The sequence below is a fragment of the Leisingera sp. JC11 genome, from assembly GCF_040704725.1.
In the GTDB taxonomy this organism is placed as follows: Bacteria; Pseudomonadota; Alphaproteobacteria; order Rhodobacterales; family Rhodobacteraceae; genus Leisingera.
On the sequence record NZ_JBFCVS010000017.1, the window covers coordinates 47,176 to 73,554 of the forward strand.

The following is a 26,379-nucleotide window of genomic DNA, read 5'->3' on the forward strand; positions in this document are numbered from 1 at the left end:
AGCGATGACATGAGCGATCTTCCCAACAAGGCCCGCGTGGTGATTATCGGCGGCGGCGTGATCGGCTGCTCGGTGGCCTATCACCTGACCAAGCTCGGCTGGAAGGATGTTGTGCTGCTGGAGCGCAAGCAGCTGACCTCCGGCACCACCTGGCACGCCGCGGGTCTGATCGCCCAGCTGCGCGCCACCGCCAACATGACCAAGCTGGCGAAATACAGCCAGGAACTCTACGGTTCGCTGGAGGAGGAAACCGGCGTAGCCACCGGCTTCAAACGCTGCGGCTCGATCACCGTCGCCCTGACCGAAGAGCGCAAGGAAGAGATCTTCCGCCAGGCCGCCATGGCGCGCGCCTTCGGTGTCGAGGTTGAGGAAATCTCCCCCGAGGAAGTCAAAGCCCGCTACGAGCACCTGAACGTGGGCGACGTGACCGCCGGCGTGTGGCTGCCCAAGGACGGGCAGGGCGACCCGGCCAACATCGCGCTGGCCCTGGCCAAGGGCGCCCGCCAGCGCGGCGCGCTGGTTAAGGAGCGGATCAAGGTCACGGGCATCTCCAAGGAAGGCCGCCGTGTCACCGGCGTTGACTGGGTCAGCGACGACGGCCAGTCCCAGGGCCACATCGAAGCTGACATGGTGGTGAACTGTGCCGGCATGTGGGGCCATGAGGTCGGCCGTATGGCAGGCGTCAACGTGCCGCTTCACGCCTGCGAGCACTTCTACATCGTGACCGAAGGCATCGAAGGCCTGACCCAGATGCCGGTGCTGCGGGTGCCGGACGAATGCGCGTACTACAAGGAAGACGCCGGAAAGATCTTGCTGGGCGCCTTTGAGCCCAACGCCAAACCCTGGGCGATGAACGGTATCCCCGACAGCTTCGAATTCGACCAGCTGCCCGAGGATTTCGACCACTTCGAGCCGATCCTGGAAGCGGCCTGCAACCGTATGCCGATGCTGGCTGAGGCGGGGATCCACACCTTCTTCAACGGTCCCGAGTCCTTTACCCCGGATGACGCCTATCACTTGGGCCTGGCGCCGGAGATGGACAACTTCTGGGTTGCAGCAGGCTTCAACTCGATCGGCATCCAATCGGCCGGCGGCGCAGGCATGGCGCTGGCGCAGTGGATGGAAGACGGCCAGAAACCGTTTGACCTCGGCGACGTGGACATCAGCCGGATGCACCCTTTCCAGGGCAATAAGCACTATCTTTTCGAGCGCTCGAAAGAAACCCTGGGCCTGCTTTACGCGGACCACTTCCCCTACCGCCAGAAGGCCACCGCGCGCGGCGTGCGCCGTACCCCGTTCCATCACCACCTGAAGGAACAGGGCGCAGTATTCGGTGAACTAGGCGGCTGGGAGCGCGCCAACTGGTTTGCGAATGAGGGCCAGGAGCGCGAATACCAGTACAGCTGGAAGCGCCAGAACTGGTTCGAAAACTCTGCCGCCGAACACCGCGCGGTTCGCGAAAACGTCGGCATGTACGACATGTCCTCCTTCGGAAAGATCCGCGTCGAAGGCCCGGATGCGGAAAAGTTCCTGAACTACATCTGCGGCGCCAACGTCTCTGTACCTGCAGGCAAGATCGTCTACACTCAGTTCCTGAACTCCCGTGGCGGGATTGAGGCGGATGTGACCGTCACCCGCCTGTCTGAGACTGCTTACCTGGTGGTGACCCCGGCGGCGACCCGCCTGGCCGACCAGATCTGGATGATGCGCCACGTGGGGGACCACCGCGTGGTGATCACCGATGTGACTGCAGGCGAGGGCGTGCTGGCGGTAATGGGCCCGAACGCCCGCGAGCTGCTGCAGAAAGTGTCGCCGAATGATTTCTCCAATGAGGTGAACCCCTTCGGCACCGCGCAGGAGATCGAGCTGGGCATGGGCCTCGCCCGTGTGCACCGGGTGACTTACGTGGGTGAACTTGGCTGGGAAATCTATGTCGGTGCCGACATGGCGGGCCACGCGTTTGAAACGCTGTGGGAAGCGGGCCAGGACATGGGGCTGAAGCTCTGCGGCATGCACATGATGGACAGCTGCCGGATCGAGAAGGGCTTCCGCCACTTCGGCCATGACATTACCTGCGAGGACAATGTGATCGACGCGGGCCTCGGCTTTGCAGTCGCGACCGGCAAGGACGATTTCATCGGCAAGGCCGCCGTGGTGGAACGCAAGGAGAGCGGCCCCAAGAACCGCATGCTTCAGTTCAAGCTGACCGAGCCGGAGCCGCTGCTGTTCCACAATGAGCCGATCATCCGCGATGGCAAATACGTGGGCTACCTCAGCTCCGGCAACTACGGCCACACGCTGGGCGCCGCCATCGGCATGGGCTACGTTCCCTGCGAGGGGGAAAGTGCTGCAGATGTGCTGGGTTCCACCTACGAAATCGACGTCTGCGGTGTGAAGGTGAAGGCCGAGGCTTCGCTGAAGCCGATGTATGATCCGAAATCGGAGCGGGTGAAGGCCTAAGCACCTCTCCAGTGTTTTCACCAGCCCGTATCACGCCCCGGCTGTACCGCCGGGGCGTTTTTCATAGCTGTCTCCGCGCGGGCAGTTTCGGGTTCGGTTGCAACGTTTGCCCCGGTTTCGAGGTTCAGCCGCCCGCCGCCTCTTGACCCCGCCGGAAATCCCTTGGAGAAATCCATAAAAAGCCTTGTATGGCAGGGGTAAACAGGTAGGTTGCTTGTCCCGGCCACTGACAGGGGCCTGACGAAGAGGATTTGGGACATGAAGATCAGCATCGAACGCGGCACGCTTCTCAAGGCCGTGGCCCAGGCGCAGTCTGTGGTCGAGCGCCGCAACACCATTCCGATCCTGGCGAATGTGCTGATCGAAGCCGAGGGCGACAGCGCCCAGTTCCGCGCCACCGATCTGGATATCGAGGTGGTTGACAAGGCCCCCGCTCAGGTGGAGCGCGCGGGTGCCACCACCGTGGCCGCCACCACCCTGCACGAGATTGTCCGCAAGCTGCCCGACGGCGCGCTGGTCACCCTGAGCGCTGATGCCGCAACCGGCCGCCTGACCGTTGAAGCCGGCCGCTCCAACTTCTCGCTGGCGACTCTGCCGCGCGAGGATTTTCCGGTGATGGCCTCGTCGGAGTATCACTCCAACTTTGCCGCCAAGGCCGCGGTGCTGCGCCGCCTGTTCGACAAGTCGAAGTTTGCAATCTCCACCGAGGAGACCCGCTATTACCTGAACGGTGTCTACCTGCACGTCTCTATGGGTGCTGAGGGCGGCAAGGCATTGCGCGCCGTGGCAACCGACGGCCACCGCTTGGCCCGCATCGATGCCGAGCTGCCGCTGGGAGCCGAGGACATGCCCGGTGTGATCGTGCCGCGCAAGACCGTGGGCGAGCTGCGCAAGCTGCTTGACGACGATGACATGGACATTGCGGTCTCGGTCTCGGAAACCAAGGTGCGCTTTGCCACCCCGAACATCACCCTGACCTCCAAGGTGATCGACGGAACCTTCCCCGACTACACCCGCGTGATCCCGGCCGGCAACACCCGCCGCCTAGAGGTGGACGCAGCCGAGTTTGCCCAAGCCGTTGACCGGGTTGCCACAGTCTCCTCCGAACGCTCCCGCGCGGTGAAGCTGCAGCTGGAGGAGGACCGGCTGATCCTGTCGGTGAACGCGCCCGACAGCGGCGCCGCCGAGGAAGAGCTGGCGGTCGCCTACAATGACGAGCGGCTGGAGATCGGCTTCAACGCCAAGTACCTCTTGGAGATCGCCAACCAGGTGGACCGCGAAAATGCAGTGTTCATGTTCAACTCCTCCGGCGATCCGACCCTGATGCGCGAAGGCAACGATGAAAGCGCTGTCTACGTCGTGATGCCGATGCGGGTCTGACACGCCTGACGGCGCTTCCCCCTTCGGCGGCAAAGCCGCCTGCCGGGCAGCGGGACGCGAGTATATTTGAAAAGATGAATAGGGAGCGCGCCTCGTGCTGGCCCTGACTGCCTTGACCCTGTCCCATTTCCGCTCGCATATGCGGGCGGAATTGCGTTTGGACGGGCGTCCGGTGGCCATCTATGGAAACAACGGCGCGGGCAAGACCAACATCCTGGAAGCGGTATCGCTGTTCTCCCCCGGCCGCGGCCTGCGCCGGGCCAGCGCAGCGGAGATGGCGCGCCAGCCGGAGATGCTGGGCTGGAAGCTGAAGGGCGAGCTGCGGACGCCTTCGCAGACCTGTGAGGTGGAAACCTGGTCCGAAAGCGGCAATGCCCGCCAGGTCAAGATAGACAACAAATCCGCCAGCCAGGTGGCGCTGGGGCAGGTGGCCCGGGTGGTCTGGCTGATCCCGGCCATGGACCGGCTTTGGATCGAAGCCGCCGAGGGGCGGCGGCGATTTCTGGACCGGATCGCGCTCAGCTTTGAACCCGCCCATGCCGAGGCCTCGCTGGCCTATGAGAAAGCGATGCGCGAACGCAACCGGCTGCTGAAGGAGCAGATCCGCGATGCTGCCTGGTACCGGGTGCTGGAGGACCGGATGGCATCTGCCGGTCACCGGGTCCACGCTGCGCGGGTGCAGGCGGTGGACTTGCTGCAGCAGGCGCAGACTAATGCCGAGACAGCCTTTCCCGCCGCGGAGTTGGAGCTGATGCAGTCAGAGGGCAGCATGCCCTCTACGGAGGCGGAGTTCAAAGAGGCGCTGGAGGAAAGCCGGTTTCGCGATCTGGCCGCGGGGCGCACGCTTGTGGGGCCGCACCGCACCGAACTTATTGGCACCTATCGGGCCAAGGGCATCCCGGCCAGGGATTGCTCCACCGGTGAGCAAAAGGCACTGCTGGTGTCGCTGATCCTGGCCAATGCGCGGGCGCTGGCGCAGCGCGAAGGCGCGCCGCCGATCCTGCTGCTGGACGAGGTAGCCGCGCATCTGGATGCAGGCCGCCGGGGAGCGCTTTACGATGAGATCTGCGCGCTTGGCACCCAGGCTTGGATGACCGGCACTGGCCCGGAGCTGTTTGCGGAACTGGGTGGCCGGGCGCAGTTGCTGGAAGTGTCGGAAGCCGAAGGCGTGTCGGAGGTTTCCCAGAAATGACCGTGACGCCTTGGGATCTGGCGCTCTACGCCGGCGCCTTGCTGATCCTGTTCCTGACTCCTGGCCCGGTCTGGCTGGCGCTGATGGCGCGCTCGGTTTCCGGCGGGTTCCCGGCGGCCTGGCCGCTGGCGGTTGGCGTCGCCTGCGGCGACATCTTTTGGCCGCTGATCGCGGTGGCGGGTATGTCCTGGGTGGTCTCGGAATTCGAGGGCATCATGACCGTGCTGCGCTGGGTGGCCTGCGGGATGTTCCTGGGTATGGGGTATCTGCTGATCCGCCATGCCGGCGACGCGGTCAAGGAAAACCGGGCCCTGACCCGCCCTGGCATCTGGGCCGGTTTCATGGCCGGTATCGCGGTGATCCTCGGAAATCCCAAGGCGATCCTGTTCTACATGGGCGTGCTGCCCGGATTCTTTGACCTGTCGGGCATTTCCTGGAGCGACATTGCCGCGATTGTCACCCTGTCCTTCCTGGTGCCGCTTTTGGGCAACCTAGCGCTGGCGGGGATGGTGCACCGCGTGCGCCGTGCGGTGACCTCCACCCGGATCCGGCGGCGGATCAATCTGGTCTCCGGCGGGCTGCTGATCTGCGTCGGGCTGGTGATCCCGTTCACCTAAGGGGCGGGCTGCAGCCAGGCCTGCAGATAGGGCTCAAGCGCCCTGGCAGGCGGCGTTTCATCATCGTGCTCCATGCAGAACCACACACCCAGGACGTGGTTTAGGAAGGCCTGAATGCCTTCGGCCAGAAGTTCCGGCGGCTGATCGCGGCGGATCCGGCCTGCTGCTTGCAGAAGCTGAAGCCAGCGGGTCAGCAGGGCAACCTGGCGGAGGAAGCCTGCGGTGACCACTTCGTCCGGCTCTGCTGCCGTGGTGCCGGAGTAGCGCAGCAGCAAATCAAAGATCACCCGGTCCTGGCCGACATAGTCCAGATGCGGCGCCAGCCGGGCGGTCAGCTCAGCCGCGTCCTGGGGGGCGCCACCCGCCTCCATCCCGTCCAGCAGGCGCATGACCTCATCCCCGATCAGCACGGCCAGCAGCCCGTCCTTGTCCTTGAAATGCGAGAACAGGGTGCCCTTGGCCACTCTGGCACGGGCGACCACATCCTCAACCCGCAATCCGCTGTAGCCTTGCTCCTGCACGATGGCCGCTGCCACCTCCAGCAGTTTCGCCCGGGTTTCAAGCCGCCGTTTCTGCGGTGCACGTGTCATTTTCAGCCTCACGAGTATTTTTGACCGTGGTCATTTTTATAATTGACCGCGGTCATTTTTGATTCAATAAAGTGACCACGGTCAACTTATCTAATGGAGAGTGAAATGTCTGCCCGGAAAATCCTGATTCTGAACGGCCATCCGGCTTCCAACACCTTTACCGGGGCGCTTTGCGATAGCTATGGGTCTGCCGCTGACGGTGCCGGTCATGATGTGCGCATGCACAAGCTGTCACAGCTGGAGTTTGATGCGGATTTCGGACAGGCTGGTTTCACCGGCGCAAAGAAGCCGGAACCCCAAATCGAAGCGGTGCTTTCGGATTTCGAATGGGCGGACCATGTGGTCGTTGCCTTTCCCCTGTGGTGGGGCGGCATGCCGGGCAAGTTGAAGGGGCTTTTCGACCGGATCCTGCTGCCAGGTCGCACCTTTGATCCCCGCATCGTCACCGATGGCCTGCCCAAGCCGCTTCTGGCAGGAAAGTCGGGACGGGTCCTGGTTGCGTCAGACACGCCGCCCGATTTGATGGCGCAGTACTACGACAATGCCGCGCATGTTCAGGTGGAACGCCAGATCCTGAATTTTGTCGGAATTGACCCGGCTGAGACCTGCCATTTTGGTGCTTTGCAAGGGTCAAGCAGCGAGGAGCGCGCGGCCTGGCTCAGCACTGCGGCGGAACTTGGAGCGCTGGGCGCATAATCGTCTGATAGACCCATGAAAAAAGGGGGCTTGCGCGTGACAATCCCGGTCAGGTTTCGTATAAAATCCCGAAGCTAAGACAGGAAGATGTGAATGTCCGGAAACGAGCAGGCCCCCGCAGAATACGGCGCGGATTCCATCAAGGTTCTCAAAGGGTTGGAGGCCGTCCGAAAGCGCCCCGGCATGTATATCGGGGACACGGATGACGGCTCGGGCCTGCATCACATGGTGTACGAGGTTGTGGACAACGGCATCGATGAGGCCCTGGCAGGCCACGCCGACCACGTAACGGTCAAGATCCACGCCGATTCTAGCGTCTCGGTCAGCGACAACGGCCGCGGCATCCCGGTGGATATTCATGCCGAGGAAGGCGTGTCGGCGGCCGAGGTCATCATGACCCAGCTGCACGCGGGCGGCAAGTTTGACAGCAACTCCTATAAGGTGTCGGGCGGTCTGCACGGAGTGGGTGTGTCAGTTGTGAACGCGCTCAGCGACTGGCTGGAACTGCGCATCTGGCGCAACGGCAAGGAACACGTGGCCCGGTTTGAACGCGGCGATACCGTCAAGCATCTGGAAGTGGTGGGAGATTGCGGCGACCAGACCGGCACCGAAGTCCGGTTCATGGCGTCTACCGACACGTTCTCCAACCTGGAATATTCGTTTGAAACCCTGGAAAAACGCCTGCGCGAGCTGGCCTTCCTGAACTCCGGCGTACGGATCATTCTGGAGGATGAGCGCCCGGCAGAGAAACTCTCGGCTGAGCTCTTCTACGAGGGCGGGGTCAAGGAATTCGTCAAATACCTGGACCGGCACAAGACCCCGGTGATGGAGGCTCCGGTCTACATCGTGGGGGAAAAGGACGACATCGGCGTCGAGATAGCCATGTGGTGGAACGACAGCTACCACGAGACAGTGCTGCCCTTCACCAACAACATCCCGCAGCGTGATGGCGGCACCCATGTGGCGGGCTTCCGTGGCGCGCTGACCCGGACCATCAACAACTACGCGCAGACGTCGGGGATCGCCAAGAAAGAGAAGGTCTCTTTCACCGGTGATGACGCCCGCGAAGGGTTGACCTGTGTTCTGTCGGTCAAGGTGCCGGACCCGAAGTTCTCCAGCCAGACCAAGGACAAGCTGGTGTCCTCCGAGGTGCGCCCGGTGGTGGAGAGCCTGATGGGCGAAAAACTGGCCGAGTGGTTTGAGGAAAATCCGAACGAGGCCAAGCAGATCGTTGGCAAGATTGTCGAGGCCGCCCTGGCCCGCGAAGCCGCCCGTAAGGCCCGTGAGCTGACACGCCGCAAGACCGCGATGGACGTGAACTATCTGGCGGGCAAGCTTAAGGACTGCTCCGAGAAGGACCCTTCCAAGACTGAAGTCTTCCTGGTCGAGGGTGACTCGGCTGGCGGCTCCGCCCAAACCGGGCGGGACCGGATGACCCAGGCGATCCTGCCCCTGCGCGGCAAGATCCTGAACGTGGAACGCGCGCGCTTTGACCGGATGCTGTCGAGCCAGGAGATCGGCAACCTGGTGATGGCGCTCGGCACCGGTATCGGCCGCGATGAGTTCAACATCGACAAGCTGCGCTACCACAAGATCGTCATCATGACCGACGCGGACGTCGACGGCGCCCACATCCGCACCCTGCTGCTCACCTTCTTCTACCGGCAGATGCCGGAGCTGATCGAGGGCGGCTACCTCTATATCGCGCAGCCGCCGCTCTATAAGGTCGCGCGCGGCAAGTCCGAGGTCTATCTCAAGGACCAGGCGGCGCTGGACGACTACCTGATCAACCAGGGCGTCGACGGCGCGGTGCTGAAACTGGGCGACGGCTCCGAAATGGCCGGCGCCGACCTCACCCGCGTGGTGGACGAGGCACGCCAGCTCAAACGCGTGCTGGATGCCTTCCCGACCCACTACCCGCGCCACATCCTGGAGCAGGCAGCCGTGGCCGGCGCCTTTGTGCCCGGCGCGGTGGATTCCGACCTGCAGGGCGTTGCCGATCAGGTTGCCGCCCGCCTGGATGCCATCGCGCTGGAGTATGAGCGCGGCTGGCAGGGCCGGATCACCCAGGACCACGGCATCCGCCTGGCCCGTATCCTGCGCGGGGTTGAGGAGGTGCGCACCCTTGACGGCCCGATGCTGCGCTCCGGCGAGGCCCGCAAGACCGGCAGCTTCACCCAGAGCCTGCAGGAAGTCTACGGCACCACCGCCCAGCTGGTCCGCCGCGACCGCAGCCAGATCATTCACGGGCCGCTGGGGCTGCTCAAGGCGATCCTGGAGGAGGGCGAAAAGGGCCTTACCCTGCAGCGCTACAAGGGCCTGGGTGAAATGAACCCGGACCAGCTGTGGGAAACCACATTGGACCCGGATGCCCGCACCCTGCTGCAGGTACGTATCGACGATATGGTCGAAGCGGATGATCTGTTCACCAAGCTGATGGGGGATGTTGTAGAGCCGCGCCGGGAGTTCATTCAAAAGAACGCCCTCAGCGTGGAGAACCTGGATTTCTAAGGTTTTGTAGGGATCCCCATAGCACAGCGGACACCCCAAAGTTTTGCGCTTTCCGCCCATAGTAGTGTGGAAAGAATTTGACGCCATCGTTAGTTTTTTGGTTCAAATTGCCCCGCCGGGAGTTGCAGGGCATTTTTTTGGCGGCAGCCCGATCCTCAAGCATGGCCGCGTTCGATGGGCGCAGATCCTCCACAAGTGGAGCCGGGCGGAAACCTGTACCAAGCTTCTTGGAGAGCTCGCCGTTGCAGTTCGGCAAGGGCTCTGACAATGACCGCTCATGCTGCGTCAGACATGAATGTCCAAGTGGAATTGCCGCCGACCTTTCGCAGCAGGCATATTGCTGGTCCTGGCTACCTTTCGGCGGGGCGGTTTTTACACGACGGGGATGGCCCTTCGCTGCGGCTCCTGCCTCTATCGCGTGCTGCGTCGCTGCCCGTCTATTCCAACGTTCGCTGTATTCGCAAAACACCAATAGTCGTCCTGATGATTCTAGAAACAGCACAATTCCACTCATTGCTGGGCGCTAATGCAGTGCACTCCATCGCTTGGTGTGCTGCTTCCCAAGTCAGGACGCTACTTTCCTTGCCTGCTCTCGCAGGGCATATTTCTGGATCTTACCGGTTGAGGTTCGCGGTATCGCCGTGAACACGAACCTGCCCGGGACCTTGAAAGGGGCCAGGCGTTCACGGCACCAGCTGCGCAGGATCTCCGCATCGGCCTCCTGCCCCTTGGCCAATTCGACAAATGCGCAGGGGGTTTCGCCCCATTTTTCATGCGGCATGGCAACCACGGCGGCCACCGCAACAGCCGGGTGGCGGTAAAGCGCCTCTTCGACCTCGATCGAGGAGATGTTCTCACCACCCGAGATGATGATGTCCTTTGACCTGTCCTTGAGCTGGATATAGCCGTCGGGGTGCATGACCCCCAGATCACCCGAGTGGAACCAGCCGCCGGCAAAGGCCTCGGCGGTGGCCTTGGGATTGCGGAAGTAGCCCTTCATCACGACGTTGCCGCGGAACATGACCTCGCCCATGGTCTGGCCGTCGCGCGGCACCGGCAGCATCGTGTCGGGGTCCAGTACGTCCAGCTGCTCCAGCGGCAGGTAGCGCACGCCCTGGCGCGCCTTCAGCGCGGCCTGTTCGGCGGGCAGCAGGTCTGACCAGTCGTTGTGCCAGTCATTGACCACCGCCGGACCGTAGGTTTCCGTCAGCCCGTACAGATGGGTCACGTCGAACCCGGCGGCCTTCATGTCCGCCAGCAGGCTTTCGGGCGGCGGTGCGGCGGCGGTGAAAAATTGCACGGTTTGGGCAAGATCGCGCTTGGCCTCTTCCGGCGCCGAGATCAGCAGCGACATCACGATGGGGGCGCCGCACAGGTGGGTCACCCCCTCGTCCGCGAGAGCGTTCCAGATCGGTTCCGCCCGCACCTGCCGCAGACACACATGGGTGCCCGCGATGGCGGACAGTGTCCAGGGGAAGCACCAGCCGTTGCAGTGGAACATCGGCAGGGTCCAGAGATAGACCGCGTGTTTCTGCATCGAGGTGGTCAGCGCGTTGCCCTGCGCAAGCAGATAGGCGCCCCGGTGGTGCGAAACCACGCCTTTAGGGTCGCCGGTGGTGCCGGAGGTGTAGTTGATCGAGATCGCATCCCATTCGTCCTCCGGCATCAGCCAGGCGAAATCCGGGTTGCCGCGGGTCAGGAACACCTCGTAGTCGGCGGCCTCCGCATCTGTTCGCGCACCGTCATACTCCGGGTCGTCGTACTGGATCAGGACCGGTGACACCGTGGCGAGCGCCAGCGCCTCCTGCATCAGCGGCATGAACTCGCTGTCGACGATCACCAGTTTCGACATCGCGTGGTCGAGCTGGAAGGCGATCACCGCAGCATCCAGCCGCGTGTTAATCGAATGCAGCACCGCGCCGCACATCGGCACGCCGTAATGGCATTCCAGCATCGCCGGCGTGTTGGGCAGCAGCACCGACACCGTATCGCCTCGGGTGATGCCGTTCTTGGCCAGGGCCGAGGCGAGCCGCCGCGAGCGCGCGTAAAACTCCGCATAGCTGCGCCGCAGCCGCCCGTGCACGATTGCGGTGCGGTCCGGAAAGACGCTGGCGGCGCGTTCCAGGAAGTTCAGCGGCGTCAGCGGCTGATAGTTCGCGGGAGTGCGGTCCAGGCCGGTGTTGTACGGGTTCTCCGTCATGATCCTATTGATCCTGCCATTGGGGGCTGCGTTTTTCGAGGAAGGCGCCGATGCCCTCTTCGGCGTCGCGGGCCAGCATGTTTTCGACCATCACACTGGAGGCATAGCCATAGGCCTCCGAGAGGGGCATCTCCCGCTGCGCATAGAAGGCGCGTTTGCCGGTGGCCAAGGTCATTACCGACTTTGAGGCGATCTTGCGGGCCATTCCCATTGTCGCCTCGCGCAGGTCTGCGGACGGAACGGCGCGGTTGATCAGGCCGATCTCTTCTGCACGCCGGGCCGGTGTCATGTCGCCGGTCAGCAGCATCTCCATTGCATGCTTGCTGGAGACATTGCGCGACAGCGCCACCATCGGCGTCGAGCAGAACAGGCCGATATGGACCCCCGGCGTGCTGAACTGCGCGGTGTCCGCTGCAACGGCCAGGTCGCAGCTGGCCACCAGCTGGCAGCCCGCCGCTGTGGCGATCCCGGTGACCTCAGCAATCACCGGCTTGGGGCAGTTGACGATGGCCTGCATGGCGGCAGAGCACATCGCCATCACCTTGGCAAAATAGGCCCGGCCGCCATCCTTTGCCGCGCGCCCGGCGGTCATCTCCTTCAGATCATGCCCGGCGCAATAGGCCGGGCCGTTTGCCGCCAGGACGACAACGCGCACCTGTGGATTTTCTCCCGCTTCGGCAATGGCTTGGGCCAGCGCCTCCAGCATCGCCTCGGACAGGGCATTGCGCCGCCCGGAATCGTTCAGGGTCAGTCGAAGGACGCCATCGTCATCCAGGTCGCGCAGCAGGATATCGGTGTCTTGCACGGGGCTCTCTCCTGTTTTGAGGGTCAGTGAATGCTGATCTCGACGAAGTCAGCCAGCGTGTTGGCGATGAAACAGTACCGGTGCGCCCGGTCCTGCATCTGTGCCAGATCAGCTTCATTGACCTGAAAGCCGGTGTCGAACCGCACCAGCGGGTGCATATCCAAGCGGGTCACCGACATTTTGCCCTTCGGGTTCTTGCCCAGATGCGCCACCACGTGATCATGGTAGCTGGCCACCGGCCAGCCGGCCTTGGCGGCCAGAGCAAGAAAGGTCAGCATGTGACAGCTGGACAGGGCCGACGCCAGCGCCTGCTCGGGATTGGTGCAGCTTGGATCGCCGCCATAGCCGGGGGCGGCGTCCACTTGCACGTCATATCCGTTGTTGAGCTGAACGGTATGCTCGGCGGTGTAGGCGCCGGGCTTGAGTTCGGGCTCAATTCGCTGCCAGTGCAGATCGATCGAAATATCCGGCATTTCCGTAAGTCCTCGTTCTGGCTTTAGCTTGCTGCGAGCGATTTCTTGGGATCGTAGAAGGGGATCTCGACAATCTTGGCCTGTGCAGGACCGCTGGCAGTCATCACTTCGACTTCGGTGTTCAGTTCAGAACTCCCTACCGCGACCATCGCCAGTGCGATGTTCTTCTCAAGGCGCGGCGAGTAGACGGCCGAAGTAACCTTACCCACGTTGCCACCATCTTTGGAGATCGCCCAGAAAGTGGTGTTGGGGCCTTTGAGCGGGGCGCAATCGATAACCAGGCCGACCTGTGTGCGGCTGATGCCTTCTTCCTTGATACGGCGCAGAGCTTCCTTGCCGATGAAGTCCGCTTCCATGTCCAGGCCGATCAGGCGGCCGAGGCCCACCTCGAACGGGTTGGTGTGGATGTCGGCATCGGCGTGATAGGATAGCATGCCGCCTTCGATCCGCCGGATCGAGGAGGTGTGACCCGGCTGCAGGCCAAAGGGCTTACCCGCCGCCATGATCTTTTCCCACAGCTCGTCGCCGCGCGATCCGTCCTGCAGATACAGCTCATAGCCCAGCTCGCTGGACCAGCCGGTGCGCGACACGATCAGAGGGATGCCGTCCAGCTCCACTTCGCGCAGCCAGTAGTATTTCAGGTCCAGGATGCTGTCGCCGAACAGCTCTTGCATGATCAGGCCGGATTTCGGCCCCTGCAGCTGCAGGGGCGACACGTCGGGCTCGCCGATGGTGACATTCATGCCGGAATGCACCGCCACGCCCTGCGCCCACAGCAGGATGTCGCTGTCTGCCAGCGAGATCCAGAAGTGGTTTTCCGCCAGCCGCAGCAGGATCGGGTCGTTCAGGATGCCGCCATCGGCATTGGTGATCAGGATGTATTTGCACTGGCCAACGGCCATTTTCGACAGGTCGCGCGGGGTCAGCATCTGCACGAACTTCGCCGCATCCGGGCCGGTGATTTCCACCTGGCGCTCCACCGCCACATCGCACAGGATCGCGTCGTTCACCAGGTTCCAGAAGTTCTGCTCCGGATCGCCGAAATCGCGCGGGATGTACATGTGGTTGTACACCGAGAAACCCTTGGCGCCCCAGCGCACGGTGGCGTCGAAATAGGGGGATTTGCGGATCTGTGTACCGAACCCGAAGCCGTCTGATTGCATCATCTCTTTCACCCTTTGCATCCCCGGCCCGATCAGCCGCGGACTGTTTGAACTGGGTGAAGGATTAACCGCACAGGCAGGCCGGGAGCGGACTGAAAACAAGCCCTGGACGGACCAAACGGACTGTTGTCTGGCTCAGTGCAGCCCGTTCAGTCGGCTTGTGTCACTTGCCGGTTCTGGCCGCTAGCCGCGCAATATTCGGCTGGGCGGATTTAACACTGCGCGTCACGATATAGGTCATGTAACGGTCAATCCCCAGATCGGCGGCCAGAAGGGCTTCCATCAACTCCTGAAAGGCTGCCAGGCTTGGGGTAAATATCTTCAGGACGTAATCCATGCCGCCGCCTGTGGCGATGCATTCCGTGACCTCGTCCAGCTGCCGTATGCGGCCCTCGAAGCGGTCAAAATCCGACTTGCGGTGATGGGTGAGCGAGACCGTCACGATGACCTGCGTGAAATCGCAGACCCGGTCGAGCGCGATGTCGGCGTGATAACCGCGGATAAACCCGGCTGCCCTCAGCTTTGTCAGGCGGGCCCAGCACGGGGTCGGCGATAAATTCACGATCTCCGCCAGCTTGGTTTTGCTCAACTGGCCGTGCCTTTGGACTGCGCTGAGGATGCGGATATCAGTCGCATCAAGGCTGAACTTGTCCATGCATCAGGGCCTTTCAAAGCAAGGGGTTGGCGGTCCAATACAATCACCAACAAGAAGCCGGAAGCAACATCTTGATCTGCGAAGCGGTTTGCCGTGCAGCCTCCGGCTGACTATTCTTTTCTTTGGAGAATTTTGTGAAAGAGCGAATTGCCTGAAGCGGATAGCAACCAACAGCCACTGCGTCGTGGTCAGATCCCGGCCTAAGAATTTCCGGTCTTTCTGCTACCTACTATCCTGAATGCCTGCTTGACCGGCCTATAGGCTGCGATCCAAAGAACGCAGCACTAGCCCGGAAACCGCAGGCTGGGGGCTGCTTGTGGAGGTGAAGCGCAGGAATCCGACCGTTTTCGACTCTGCGATCCTCAGATGACCGGACGGGAAAGGACCGCCCGGTGCTGCCACGCTGGCTAGCCGGCTTGCACGGGCTTCGGTTCCTTTTGCCAGTTGCGCGCCCAAGCCAGGAACCGAATGCGGTCCATCGGGCGCCCGAACGCATAGCCTTGCAGGATGTCGGCGCCGATTTCAGAGAGAACTTCCGCCTCGCCGGCGGTTTCGACCCCCTCCACGACCGCCGCTGCCCCGGCACTGGCAGCCATCTCGATTAGCCCGCGCATAAGGTCGCGACGGGCCGGTTTGCGATCGATTCCCGTTGTGAACATGCGGTCGATCTTCAGCCTGTCCGGCTTCAACGCCAGAACCCCGGCGATACTGGCGTGCCCGGTGCCGAAATCATCAATCTCGATACCGATGCCCATTGCCTTGAGAGTATCGATCTGTTTCGCGTAATCGTCGTTCACATGATCAAGAAAAACGGTCTCCAGAAGCTCGAACGCCAAGCCGCTGGCGGGAAGGTCAGTTCGTTGTTTCAGCTCTGCGATCAAGCCGGGATGGCCAAGCCGTTCGGCTGAGACATTCACTGAGATGCTGGGCAGGGTAACGCCCTGCTGCGCAAACTCCCAATAAGCCGCCAAGGTGATATCCAGAACACGCCGGTCCAAGTCTGCCAGCATGTTGATTTCCCTAGCCACCGGCACGAATACATCCGGGCCGACAATACCGCGGCGGGGGTGGTTCCAGCGGGCCAGGGCCTCGCACCCTGCCAGGGCGCCTGTTCTGCCGTCGATCTGCGGCTGGAAGGTGACTTTGATCTCGTCATTGGCGAATGCCTGCTTGAAGTCCCGGATCAGGTTCATCTTCTCATCGTGCGCCGACCCGATAGAGGCGGAGTAGGCGTTCACGCAGGAACGCCCGCCGGCTTTGGAGGCATAGAGCGCCAAATCTGCCCGCCGCAGCGCAGACTGTAGGGTCTCCTCCGGTTCGCATAGCGCAAAACCTATGGAGGCGCCGACCAGCAGCTCTGCATCTTTGTATCTCGCCGGCTGGAGCAGCTCGAACAAAAGGTCGGAACAGTACTCATGCGCTTCCGCCTCGCTGCCGGAAAACTCCAAAAGCACGGCAAACTCGTCGCCGCCGATGCGGAAAGCAAAGTCGCGCCCGGATTTGATCTTGGAGGAAATCCGCCGCGCGGCGCGTTCCAGCACCAGGTCTCCCGCCTCGTGGCCGTAGGTATCATTGACCTCCTTGAAGCGGTCCAGATCCAGCGCAATCACTAGCGTGCCGGTTTGCTGCTCCGCTGCCGGAGCAGAGGCGATTTCCTCCAGATGCTTGCGGTTGCCGAGCCCGGTGAGCTTGTCGTGCCGGGCCGACCACGCGCTTTCCTCCTGGGCTTCCCGCATGGCCTCAAAGGCTTCCTCCGCCAGCACCCTGCTCATCCGCTCCTTGCGGATCGAGGCCATGCGCAGGCTGATTTCCGCCTCGACCCGGTCCAGTACCCTGTTGTAATGGAATGCCAGCGCCCCCAGTTCCGTCGACCGTTCAACGCGCACGCGGCTGCTGAAGGACCCTGACCGCTGGTGCCGTTTCATTTCTTCCAGCAGTTCCAGCAACACATTGCGGTGGTTGTTTTCCGCCAGGTTCAAGCCCCGCACTTCGTCTTTGGGACGTGCCCGCAGCAACCCGGCGGCCTTGAGGAAAATGGCTAGCGGGACCGTGCAGCAGATAACCCAGGCCGCTACAGCAGCGGCACCCAGCGCCTGAACCCCAAGCTGGTCAAGCCTGCTGCCGGCCGGCAGCAGCTCCGGCGGAACCGTGAAGGCCACTGCGAGCGTGCCCGCAAGGCCCGCTGCCAGATGCACCGGAACCGCGCCGACGACGTCATCGATTTTCAGTGCGTCCAGGATGTCCCGGGCGACGATCACGGTGATGGCGCCGGTGATGCCGATCAGGAAGGCCATCGGTCCTGTCACCAGATGGATCCCGGCGGTGCCCGCTACCAGCCCGCCAAGAAAGCCGTTGACCAGGATTTCGGCCCGGACGCAGCGGAACAGCCCAAGCCCGATGGCGATGCTGGCAATACCCGCCCCGGCCGCTGACAGCATGGTCCGGGCAATAACCGGTCCGACATCGGTGCTGAAGGCCAGGGCCGATCCGCCGTTGAACGCGCCCCAGCCCACCCACAGCAACAGCCCGCCCAGTGTTACAAGCGATATGGAGTTCTCCTCAAAAAACCGTTTCTTCGGCCCGTAGCGGCCCAGCCGCGGGCCAAGAAAGACAATTGCCACCAGCGCGGTCCAGCCTCCGACGCTATGCACCACCGTCGCTCCGGCAAAGTCGATGAAGCCGGCCTGCCGCAGCCAGCCCGCCTCGTTCCAGATCCAATGGCCGGCAACCGGATAGATGAAGGCCCCAAGCATCACTGACATCAGCATGTAGCCCAGGAACCTCTCCCGCTCGGCCACGGCGCCTGAGACAATCGTTGCCGCAGTGGAGGCAAAGGCCATTTGAAACAAGAAGATGGCGGCGGAATGGCCCGCGGAATTGTCGAGCCGGGGCCAGAATCCGCCAGCCCCGAACAGGCCGTTGAAACTGGGCCCGAACATCAGGCCGAAACCGGTCAGCCAGAAGGCAGTGCTGACAACGCAGACATCCGAGAGGTTCTTGAGCGCAACATTTGCCGCGTTCTTTGCCCGCACGGTTCCGGATTCCAGACATAGGAAACCGGATTGCAGCACCAGCACCAGAAGCGCGGAGATGAGTATCCAAACTGCATCGGCCTCAGACATAAGTTTACCCTCTTGAGGGGAGTAAAATGCATGCTTGAGAGGTATAATGCGTCACGAAAATCAAAAATTGGTTTCTGCCGGCAGTCTTGGTTAATCCGGCTGCTGCGTTCCGCCGCCGGTCTGGTTTCACTTTTTTCAGCGCTCTTTCCAGTTGGAAGAATTGCGGGCACATCAGAGCATCTCAGTTCAGGGGCAGATTGACAGTTTATTGTTCTATACCGGCCGCTGAGGCCCCTTTGGATATCACCTGTGCTGCAGCCTTCAAATGTCACGCTGGAACAGGTGGTAGTTTGCTCTTGGCCAACTGTTATGCGCCTTCCGAGTGGCTTAGCAAAGCAACCGCTCATACGTTGCAATGCAGTGGGACCTTTTCCTCAATTCCAAATATGCGTCCGCAGTGCCTAGGGCGTCTTCATGGATGCAGCTGCGCTGTTCAAAGTATCAAGTAATAACGCGATCTGAAAATGCAGTGCCTGCAAGGTTTGCCATTGCTTCTTGCTGAAACAGGCCGTTGTCGGCAGGTCCAGCCTTCTGGTTCATTTCAGAACCACTGCCCAGGTTCCATCAGCCCCAAGTCTAGCAATTGACGCGAGTGCCATTCGAACGGTGCCGAATTGTGCCAGCGGAAGGTTTCGATATCAAAGGAGGAACCCGGGTTGCGTTTGAGAGCCTTGGCGGTGCGGAACGAGCAGACAGCAGCGGTTAGGTTGTGATGCCAAGGGCAGGCATAGGTGTTGTATTCCTGATCGTTGAAGGTGTGATCCGGCTGCAATTGCAGCCCCGGCTTGGCCCGGAACAGTGAAATCCGGTCGATCTTTCGGCTGGCGGCGGGGATGTGCTCTTCAAACCGCCAGCGCACGCCGCCGAAAAAGTCCAGCTGCCGCTCGCGCGGGTGGCCTGTCGCCGGATCCTTGCGCGACTGGGCATAGTAGCCTGATTTGTCCAGATAGGCTGCCTCCAGCGATACCGCACTGGGGCTGGCACCAAGATCACCCGCGTATAGGTCGATGACATAGGTGAGCATCGCATCGCGGCGTTCTTCAGCATGAAAGGAAAGCATCTCGCCGACACTGCGGGCTTCGCAGAACGGGTAGAACAGGTATTCCGCGTTATAGCAGTAATACAGCCAGCAGCCCGGTTGCGCGGCGGCGATCACCGAATTGATGGCGCCGGCCACCGCCCTCTCCGGTCCGCAGTCAAAGGGCACCCGGTGCACCTTGGCGCGCACGTCCTGCGGTAAATCAAAGGCGTCCGGCATCAGTGCCACTACCGCCTTGAAGCCGCTTTGCAGGTGGTGGCGCAGGGTGGTGGCAACCTCCACCTCATCTTCGATGAAGATCAGCGCAACCGGCCCCTTAGCCAGCAGCGCCTTTCCTTCCTTCAGGAAATCCTGCAGTGAAGAATACATCATGCCGGTCTGCCCTGCCTTTCTGGCCTTTGCTGCCAAAATCGGGTAAATCCCGCTGCATTGCAAGCCGCGGCAATTGCCTGTATGGCAAGCCGCTGTTTACCCACCCTGGCTGGAAGGCTGACCTTTATGAGCGCCCCGAAGAAGCTGTTTATCAAGACCTATGGCTGTCAGATGAATGTCTATGACAGCGAACGTATGGCCGAGGCGCTGGGCGGTGAGGGTTATGTTGAGACCAAATCGGCAGATGATGCCGACATGATCCTGCTCAACACCTGCCACATCCGGGAAAAGGCCGCGGAGAAGGTTTATTCCGAATTGGGCCGTTTCAAAGGCCTGAAAGCGGAGAAGCCGGATCTGAAGATCGGTGTTGCTGGATGTGTGGCCCAGGCCGAGGGAGAAGAGATCATGCGCCGCCAGCCGCTGGTCGACCTGGTGGTTGGCCCGCAAAGCTATCACCGCCTGCCGGAGATGGAAGCCAAGGCGCGCGAAGGGGAGAAGGTGCTCGACACCGATTTCCCCGAAGAAGACAAATTCGAAAAGCTGAAAAACCGCCCCAAGGCCAAACGCGGTCCGGCCGCCTTCCTGACGGTGCAGGAAGGCTGCGACAAGTTTTGCGCCTTCTGCGTTGTGCCTTACACCCGCGGCGCCGAGGTCTCGCGCCCGGCAGACCGCATCCTGCGCGAGGCGCAGGACCTGGTGGAGCGCGGCGTGCGTGAAATCACTCTGCTTGGCCAGAATGTGAACGCCTACCACGGGGCCGGCCCCAATGGCGATCTGACCCTGGCGCAGCTGATCTGGGAGCTGGACAAGATCGACGGGCTGGAGCGCATCCGCTTCACCACTTCGCATCCAAATGACATGCAGGACGACCTGATCGAGGCGCATGGCACCTGTGCCAAGCTGATGCCTTATCTGCACCTGCCGGTGCAGGCAGGGTCCGACAAAATCCTGAAGCGGATGAACCGCTCCCACACCGCCGAAAGCTATATCCGCCTGATCGAGCGTATTCGCGCAGCACGGCCCGACATCTTGATCTCCGGCGACTTCATTGTCGGTTTCCCGGAAGAAACCGAAGAAGACTTCCAGGCCACCATGGACCTGGTGGCAGAGGTCAAATACGGCACCGCCTATTCCTTCAAGTATTCCACCCGCCCCGGCACCCCGGCGGCAGAGCGTCCTCAGGTCGATCCGGCTGCGGCTGACGACCGGTTGCAGCGCCTGCAAGCCCTGCTCACCAAACAGCAGCGCGAGGTGCAGGACAGCATGGTCGGCCGTGAGGTTGGAGTGCTGTTTGAAAAGGCAGGCCGCCTGCCGGGCCAGATGGTTGGCAAATCCGATTATCTGCATGCGGTGCATGTTGCAGAGTGCAACCGCCAGGTCGGTGATCTTGCACGGGTGCGGATTGTCTCTTCCGGCGCCAACTCTCTTGCGGGCGAACTGATCGGCTAGGGTCAGGCATCGTTATTTCCGCACCGCTGGCGCCAGAACCGCAAAATTTCAGTGGTTTGGCACGCGCCGCTAACGGCGGCGGATCGCCTTCACCTCGAACCAATGACGGCGCAGGCCCGCTTCCAGGCGGGCTGCGCCACTGACTTGCAGCGGTTTGGGTGTCCTAGGGATCTGGCGGATGTTCCGCCTGACGGCAGTACAGAGCGAGGAGGATCGTAAAACACCCCGGGGACTATTTCCCCGGCGAAACTGCCAAACCAGTGATGTGGCATTAACGGGGGCTGATCCTAACCGGCACTTGCGGCAGAATCTCTTGGCAGCCTCTGCTCAGGCCACTGATTTCCGGCGGCCTGCCAAGTGCAGGCGGGTTTTCATTGCATCGCTTTCGGGAACAATTTTATTAAAAGGTATCGAGTGTTCCCGGCGAGTGTTTAATCCGTCCGGAATAATTAAAAATTTAGCATGTATGCTGTATCTCTATCAGGTATTTTGGTTTTTGGGCCTGAACGGTGGCCGCTTGTGCGCGGCAACACCCTGGGGGGATCTTTAGGTGAAGGAATTCTGGTTGTGTTGATACTCAAAGTGAACAAGGCGATTGCGCTGGCTGCCGCTGCCACGGCTGCGCTCAGCATCGCCGTCGCGCCTGTCAGCGCGCAAACCGGGCAGCGGACGATTAAGGGCGAACGCTATGTGCCGACGATTTGGGTGGATCCGGACGGCTGCGAACACTGGGTGATGGATGACGGGGCCGAGGGTTTCATGACGCCGCACGTGACCCCGGACGGCAAGCCGGTCTGCCGCCGCGGGAAGATCTGCGGCGTGATGCCGACCGATCAGTTCTTTGCCACTGACAAGCATTTCATCAACGCTGCGGGCCGGCAGCGCTTGGGAGAATTTTTCCAGCAGGCCAAGGCGAACGGTGCTCGGTCTTTTGTGATCGCCGGCCATACCGACAGCCGCGCCTCCGATGAATACAACATTCGCCTGTCAGAGCGACGCGCCAATGCAGTGGCCAAGGTTGCCCGCTCGGTGGGTGCCCGGATCAACGATATCCGTGCCTACGGCGAGCGCGACCCGCGGGTTCCCAACACCAGCGCTGCCAATATGGCGCAGAACCGCCGCGTAGAAATCTACTGCCTGCGCTGAGGAGAGAGGAATGATGAAAACAGTGAAAACAGCCGTTCTCCTGGCCGTGGCCGCAGGGATTTCCGCCTGTACTCCGGCAGTTGACAAGACATCAGACGGGCATGTCTCGGATGGCAAATCCTTGCATTTGTCCAATCTTGAGGCCGGCATCTGGGTCGATCCGCAGGGCTGCGAGCATTGGATCATTGACGATGGCCTGGAAGGCTATGCCGATCTGCGGCGCACGCCGGACGGCAAGCCGGTCTGCAACAGCGACCTGCCGCGAAATGTGGCGACCGGCCCGTTCAAGGAAGGCTCGACCTTTGGGGACCCGATCTGAGGCTTGCGTTCAGCTAGAATTGCAGCCGCCCTCCGGGGCGGCTGTTTTGTTTCAATAAAGTGATTTTACACGGCTCATGCTTGCGCAAACGCCGTGGCGGAGGCAGACTGAAAGGGCAACGCCAGATTGAGGAGATCAGCTTGGCCATCAGCGCCCTGAATGACCCGCAGACCCAGACCGCAACCCACGAAGTGCTGCTGGAATTTCCTGACAACCGATTGCTGATCGACCTGTGCGGCGAATATGACCGCAACCTGGCTGACATCGAACAGAAACTGGGCGTGCAGATCGTCCGCCGCGGCAACCAACTGTCCGTGATGGGCGAGGATTCGGCCCGCGAACAAGCTGCTGGGGTGCTCACCGCGCTCTATGACCGGCTGGAAACCGGCCGCAGTGTCGAAAGCGGCGACATTGACCGCGAGTTGCGGATGGGGCCGGACAGCGACGATGCGGAACCCGACGGCCAGTTGCAGATGTTCCGCGGCGGCCGGGTTGAGATCAAGACCCGCAAGAAACTGGTGGAGCCGCGCACCGAGGCGCAGAAGGCCTATGTGCAGTCCCTGTTTGAACACGAGCTGGCCTTTGGTATCGGCCCCGCAGGCACCGGCAAGACCTACCTGGCCGTTGCCGTGGGCGTTTCGATGTTCATCACCGGCCATGTCGACCGCATCATCCTGTCCCGCCCGGCGGTGGAGGCCGGCGAAAAACTTGGCTACCTGCCCGGCGACATGAAGGACAAGGTCGACCCCTACATGCAGCCGCTTTACGACGCGCTGAACGACTTTCTGCCGGGCAAGCAACTGGCCAAGCTGATCGAAGACAAGCGGATTGAGATTGCGCCGCTGGCCTTTATGCGCGGCCGTACGCTTTCCAATGCCTTTGTGGTCCTGGACGAGGCGCAGAACGCCACCACCATGCAGATGAAGATGTTCTTGACCCGTCTGGGTGAGGGCTCGCGCATGGTGGTCACCGGCGACCGCTCCCAGGTCGACCTGCCGCGCGGGGTGCAGTCGGGCCTGACGGATGCCGAGCGGCTGCTGAAAACGATCCCCAAGATCAGCTTCAACTACTTCACTGCCCGCGATGTGGTGCGCCACCCGCTTGTGGCGGCGATCATCGAGGCTTATGACGCGGACTCAGCACCCGCCTGACGGAAAGACCCGCCGGGCTTCATCTTTGTGAAAATACTCCGGGGGTGCGGGGGCTGGCCCCCGCATGTGCAGCCGTACAATGACGCTCGACATCACCATCGAAGACAGCCGCTGGCAGGACGCGGGGCTCGAGGCGCTGGCCGAAGAGGCCATTGCAATTGTTCTCAGGCACTTTGGCCTGGAGTCCGGGATGTGCGAAATTTCGCTCTTGGCCTGTGATGATCCGCGCATTGCGGATCTCAATGCCGAATTCCGCGAAAAGCCGGCCCCCACCAATGTTCTCAGCTGGCCGGCAGAAGAGCTGGCTGCCGAGGAGGACGGCGGCACGCCGCTGCCGCCAGAGGCTGATTTTACTGGGGAAATTCCGCTGGGCGACATCGCGATTTCCTATGATACCTGCGCCCGCGAGGCCGCGGAAGCGGGTAAAGCCCTGGCCGATCACACCCGCCATCTGATTATTCACGGACTGTTGCATCTTTTGGGCTATGATCACATTCGTGACGGCGATGCCGCATTGATGGAAGGGATTGAGGTCCTGCTACTTGGCAAACTGGGTATCGCGAACCCATATATGAGTGAGGACGCCCCGTGACAGGGGCTTTTGGAATGGAAAGATGGGCGACATAGAAGGCAGTTCTAACGCGGCGCAAGGCGCGCTGCAGGACATCAATGGCACGGTGGCGGAAGCGCCGGCCTCTGAAAATACCGGATTGTGGACGCGGCTGCGCAGCGTGTTCAGCCCCGATCCGCAGGACGGCCAGGACACCGGCGGCGAACAGCCTGCCCCGGGCGCCGGGCCGCACGGCATGATCAACCTGCGCCGGATGCGGGTTGAGGATGTCGCCATCCCCTCTGCCGAAGTCGCTGCCGTGCCGGTCACTGTCGCCAAGGAAGATCTGGTCGGCATCTTCCGGCAAAGCGGCTTTACCCGCATTCCCGTTTACGAGGGCACGCTGGACACGCCGCTGGGCTTTGTCCACCTCAAGGATTTTTCGCTCACGCACGGTTTCAACGGCGGCGCCTCGGAGTTCGACCTCTCCAAGATGCTGCGCCCGCTTCTGTTCGTGCCGCCGTCGATGCCGATCGGCGTGCTGCTGACCAAGATGCAGGCCGAGCGCCGCCACATGGCGCTGGTGATTGACGAATACGGCGGCGTCGACGGCCTCGTTACCATTGAGGACCTGATCGAACAGGTGGTGGGCGAGATCGAGGACGAGCACGACGCCGACGAGTTGCAGACCTGGTTCGAGGAGAAGCCCGGCTGCTACATCGCGCTGGCCCGCACCTCTTTGCCGGAGTTCGAGGCTGAGACCGGCCATTCCCTGACCAGCCACGATGACGTGGACGAGGAAGAGATCGACACCCTGGGCGGGCTGGTCTTCATGCTGTCCGGCCGGGTGCCGGCCCGCGGCGAGGTGATCGAACACCCTGAGGGCGCTGAATTCGAAGTCATGGATGCCGACCCGCGCCGGATCAAGCGGCTGCGGGTGCGGCTGCCGGACGCCGCTGCATGATGTCACTGGGGTTGCGGCAGGCCGCGCGCCAGCTCCGGTTGGCTCCGGCGGCGCTGGCCCTTGGTGGCGGTGCGCTGCTGTCGCTGGCGCTGGCACCCTGGCATATGCTCCCCGGGCTGCCGCTTGCCTTGGCCGCGGCTGGCTGGCTGGTGCTTCAGGCCGCCTCTGCCCGCGCCGCTTCTCTGGCTGGATGGCTGTTCGGGCTGGGCTATTTCGCCTTCGGCCTCTCGTGGATTATTGAACCGTTTCAGATCGACCCCGACCGCCACGCTTGGATGGCGCCCTTTGCGCTCGTCTTCCTGGCCGCCGGCCTTGCCCTGTTCTGGGGGGCGGCTTTTGGCATCGCTGCCCGTTTCAGCCGCGGTGCGTTGCGCATTCCGATGCTGGCCGCCGTGTGGTCGCTTGCCGAATTCGCCCGCGCCTATCTGCTCACTGGTTTTCCCTGGGCCGCTTTCGGCCAGTTCTGGCTCGATACGCCCGCCGCAAACCTGCTGCCTTGGATCGGGCCGCAAGGGCTGGCGCTGCTGACGCTTGCAGCGTTCCTGCCGCTGGGCCTGCTGCGGAAGAATCCTGCCGCGGCTCTGCTTCCGCCGGCGCTGGTGGCGGCAGCAATCCTGGCCGCTCCAGCACCCTCCGCAACAGAGCTGACCAGCAAGACCGTGCGCATCGTCCAGCCCAATGCGCCGCAGAACCTGAAATGGCACCCGGACCACAGGTGGGAGTTTGTCCGCCGCGCGCTGGCATTTTCTGCTGAGAACCCGCGTCCGGACCTGATTGTCTGGCCGGAAACCGCTGTGCCGCAGCTGCTGAACTATGCAGAAGACACGCTGCAGGTTATCGCCGAAGGCGCTGGCCGCGTGCCGGTCCTGCTGGGTATTCAGCGCGAGGAGGGCGGCGCTTACTACAATTCTGCCGTGCTGCTGGATTCAGACGGCCTGCCGGACGCCACCTACGACAAGGCGCATCTGGTGCCGTTCGGGGAATATGTGCCGTTCGGCGACTTTATGGCCCGTTTCGGTATCCATGGCTTTGCCTCCCAAGCGGGGGCAGGGTATGCCGCCGGACCCGGGGCGCAGCTGTTGGATCTGCCGATCGGCAGCGCCCTGCCGCTGATCTGCTATGAGGCTGTTTTCCCGCAGGATGTGAACGCCGCCGAAACCCGTCCCGGTATGTTGGTGCAGATCACCAATGACGCCTGGTTCGGCACCCGCTCAGGCCCCTATCAGCACCTTGTGCAGGCACGGATGCGGGCGCTGGAGCAGGGGCTGCCAATGATCCGGGCTGCGAATACCGGGGTGTCGGCCATGATTGCGCCGGACGGGACGCTTCTGGACCGACTGCCTCTGGGCGAGGCCGGTTATTTCGACGCTTCCCTGCCTGCGCCGTTGCCGCCCACCCTGTACAGCCGGACCGGAGACTGGCCGGTGTTTCTTCTGTGCCTGATCTTCGCAGGTGCGGCAATCTTTCTTCCCCGCGCTCTTGCGCCGCGGTCATAGCTGCTTAACTGTACCGGAATATAGATTGA

General features: G+C 62.1%; 21 protein-coding genes. 13 read left to right on the forward strand and 8 right to left on the reverse strand.

Annotated elements, in window-relative coordinates:
• The first annotated feature begins 9 nt into the window (after positions 1 to 9).
• The 4 genes from AB1A62_RS17230 to AB1A62_RS17245 all read left to right on the forward strand — a co-directional run bounded on the left by AB1A62_RS17230 (position 10) and on the right by AB1A62_RS17245 (position 5,649).
• A complete protein-coding gene (locus AB1A62_RS17230; protein WP_366662699.1) occupies positions 10 to 2,460 on the forward strand; it encodes an FAD-dependent oxidoreductase in 2,451 nt (816 codons plus the stop codon).
• A gap of 258 nt (positions 2,461 to 2,718) precedes the next feature.
• On the forward strand, positions 2,719 to 3,840 hold the full coding sequence (gene dnaN, locus AB1A62_RS17235) for a DNA polymerase III subunit beta (protein ID WP_366662700.1): 1,122 nt from the start codon (positions 2,719 to 2,721) through the stop codon (positions 3,838 to 3,840).
• Between the two features lie 94 nt (positions 3,841 to 3,934).
• Positions 3,935 to 5,032, forward strand: coding sequence for a DNA replication/repair protein RecF (recF, locus tag AB1A62_RS17240; protein ID WP_366662701.1), 1,098 nt, complete (start codon positions 3,935 to 3,937; stop codon positions 5,030 to 5,032).
• Complete coding sequence (locus AB1A62_RS17245) at positions 5,029 to 5,649, forward strand: LysE family translocator (protein ID WP_366662702.1); 621 nt, start codon at positions 5,029 to 5,031, stop codon at positions 5,647 to 5,649. The genes recF and AB1A62_RS17245 overlap by 4 nt, the downstream gene beginning before the upstream one ends.
• On the opposite strand, the gene AB1A62_RS17250 is transcribed toward AB1A62_RS17245, so the two are convergent.
• Complete coding sequence (locus tag AB1A62_RS17250; RefSeq protein WP_366662703.1) at positions 5,646 to 6,239, reverse strand: TetR/AcrR family transcriptional regulator; 594 nt, start codon at positions 6,237 to 6,239, stop codon at positions 5,646 to 5,648. The two genes, AB1A62_RS17245 and AB1A62_RS17250, sit on opposite strands and share 4 nt — an antisense overlap.
• A gap of 105 nt (positions 6,240 to 6,344) precedes the next feature.
• Here AB1A62_RS17250 and AB1A62_RS17255 point away from each other — a divergent pair, with 105 nt between their 5' ends.
• Positions 6,345 to 6,935, forward strand: a complete 591-nt coding sequence (locus tag AB1A62_RS17255) for an NAD(P)H-dependent oxidoreductase (protein ID WP_366662704.1) — start codon at positions 6,345 to 6,347, stop codon at positions 6,933 to 6,935.
• Positions 6,936 to 7,028: 93 nt separating this feature from the next.
• A complete protein-coding gene (gene gyrB / locus AB1A62_RS17260; protein ID WP_366662705.1) occupies positions 7,029 to 9,446 on the forward strand; it encodes a DNA topoisomerase (ATP-hydrolyzing) subunit B in 2,418 nt (805 codons plus the stop codon).
• Between the two features lie 565 nt (positions 9,447 to 10,011).
• On the opposite strand, the gene AB1A62_RS17265 is transcribed toward gyrB, so the two are convergent.
• The 7 genes from AB1A62_RS17265 to AB1A62_RS17295 all read right to left on the reverse strand — a co-directional run bounded on the left by AB1A62_RS17265 (position 10,012) and on the right by AB1A62_RS17295 (position 19,275).
• On the reverse strand, positions 10,012 to 11,646 hold the full coding sequence (locus tag AB1A62_RS17265; protein WP_366662706.1) for an acyl-CoA synthetase: 1,635 nt from the start codon (positions 11,644 to 11,646) through the stop codon (positions 10,012 to 10,014).
• A 4-nt stretch (positions 11,647 to 11,650) separates the two neighbouring features.
• The gene (locus AB1A62_RS17270) at positions 11,651 to 12,451 is read right to left on the reverse strand and encodes an enoyl-CoA hydratase (RefSeq protein ID WP_366662707.1); all 801 of its coding nucleotides are present in this window, start codon (positions 12,449 to 12,451) and stop codon (positions 11,651 to 11,653) included.
• Positions 12,452 to 12,474: 23 nt separating this feature from the next.
• Positions 12,475 to 12,924: an OsmC family protein gene (locus AB1A62_RS17275; RefSeq protein ID WP_366662708.1), complete on the reverse strand. Its 450-nt coding sequence runs from the start codon at positions 12,922 to 12,924 to the stop codon at positions 12,475 to 12,477.
• A 23-nt stretch (positions 12,925 to 12,947) separates the two neighbouring features.
• Positions 12,948 to 14,090: a glycine cleavage T C-terminal barrel domain-containing protein gene (locus tag AB1A62_RS17280; protein ID WP_366662709.1), complete on the reverse strand. Its 1,143-nt coding sequence runs from the start codon at positions 14,088 to 14,090 to the stop codon at positions 12,948 to 12,950.
• A 160-nt stretch (positions 14,091 to 14,250) separates the two neighbouring features.
• Entirely contained in the window at positions 14,251 to 14,742 is a 492-nt protein-coding gene (locus tag AB1A62_RS17285; protein ID WP_366662710.1) for an Lrp/AsnC family transcriptional regulator, read from the reverse strand.
• Between the two features lie 407 nt (positions 14,743 to 15,149).
• Entirely contained in the window at positions 15,150 to 17,864 is a 2,715-nt protein-coding gene (locus tag AB1A62_RS17290; RefSeq protein ID WP_366662711.1) for an EAL domain-containing protein, read from the reverse strand.
• Positions 17,865 to 18,405: 541 nt separating this feature from the next.
• Positions 18,406 to 19,275 (reverse strand): hypothetical protein, encoded by an 870-nt coding sequence (locus AB1A62_RS17295; RefSeq protein WP_366662713.1) that lies wholly within the window; start codon positions 19,273 to 19,275, stop codon positions 18,406 to 18,408.
• 126 nt (positions 19,276 to 19,401) lie between these two features.
• Between AB1A62_RS17295 and miaB the strand changes: the two genes are divergently transcribed.
• The 7 genes from miaB (at position 19,402) to lnt (ending at position 26,350) form a co-directional block, all read left to right on the forward strand.
• Complete coding sequence (miaB, locus tag AB1A62_RS17300; protein WP_366662714.1) at positions 19,402 to 20,724, forward strand: tRNA (N6-isopentenyl adenosine(37)-C2)-methylthiotransferase MiaB; 1,323 nt, start codon at positions 19,402 to 19,404, stop codon at positions 20,722 to 20,724.
• Positions 20,725 to 21,285: 561 nt separating this feature from the next.
• Entirely contained in the window at positions 21,286 to 21,870 is a 585-nt protein-coding gene (locus tag AB1A62_RS17305; RefSeq protein ID WP_366662738.1) for an OmpA family protein, read from the forward strand.
• A gap of 13 nt (positions 21,871 to 21,883) precedes the next feature.
• Entirely contained in the window at positions 21,884 to 22,189 is a 306-nt protein-coding gene (locus AB1A62_RS17310; protein WP_366662739.1) for a hypothetical protein, read from the forward strand.
• A gap of 140 nt (positions 22,190 to 22,329) precedes the next feature.
• Positions 22,330 to 23,340, forward strand: coding sequence for a PhoH family protein (locus AB1A62_RS17315; protein ID WP_366662715.1), 1,011 nt, complete (start codon positions 22,330 to 22,332; stop codon positions 23,338 to 23,340).
• A gap of 79 nt (positions 23,341 to 23,419) precedes the next feature.
• Complete coding sequence (ybeY, locus tag AB1A62_RS17320) at positions 23,420 to 23,932, forward strand: rRNA maturation RNase YbeY (RefSeq protein WP_366662716.1); 513 nt, start codon at positions 23,420 to 23,422, stop codon at positions 23,930 to 23,932.
• A 22-nt stretch (positions 23,933 to 23,954) separates the two neighbouring features.
• Positions 23,955 to 24,854: a hemolysin family protein gene (locus AB1A62_RS17325; RefSeq protein ID WP_366662717.1), complete on the forward strand. Its 900-nt coding sequence runs from the start codon at positions 23,955 to 23,957 to the stop codon at positions 24,852 to 24,854.
• Positions 24,851 to 26,350, forward strand: a complete 1,500-nt coding sequence (gene lnt, locus AB1A62_RS17330; protein WP_366662718.1) for an apolipoprotein N-acyltransferase — start codon at positions 24,851 to 24,853, stop codon at positions 26,348 to 26,350. Before AB1A62_RS17325 ends, lnt begins: the two co-directional genes overlap by 4 nt.
• The last annotated feature ends 29 nt before the right edge of the window (positions 26,351 to 26,379 follow it).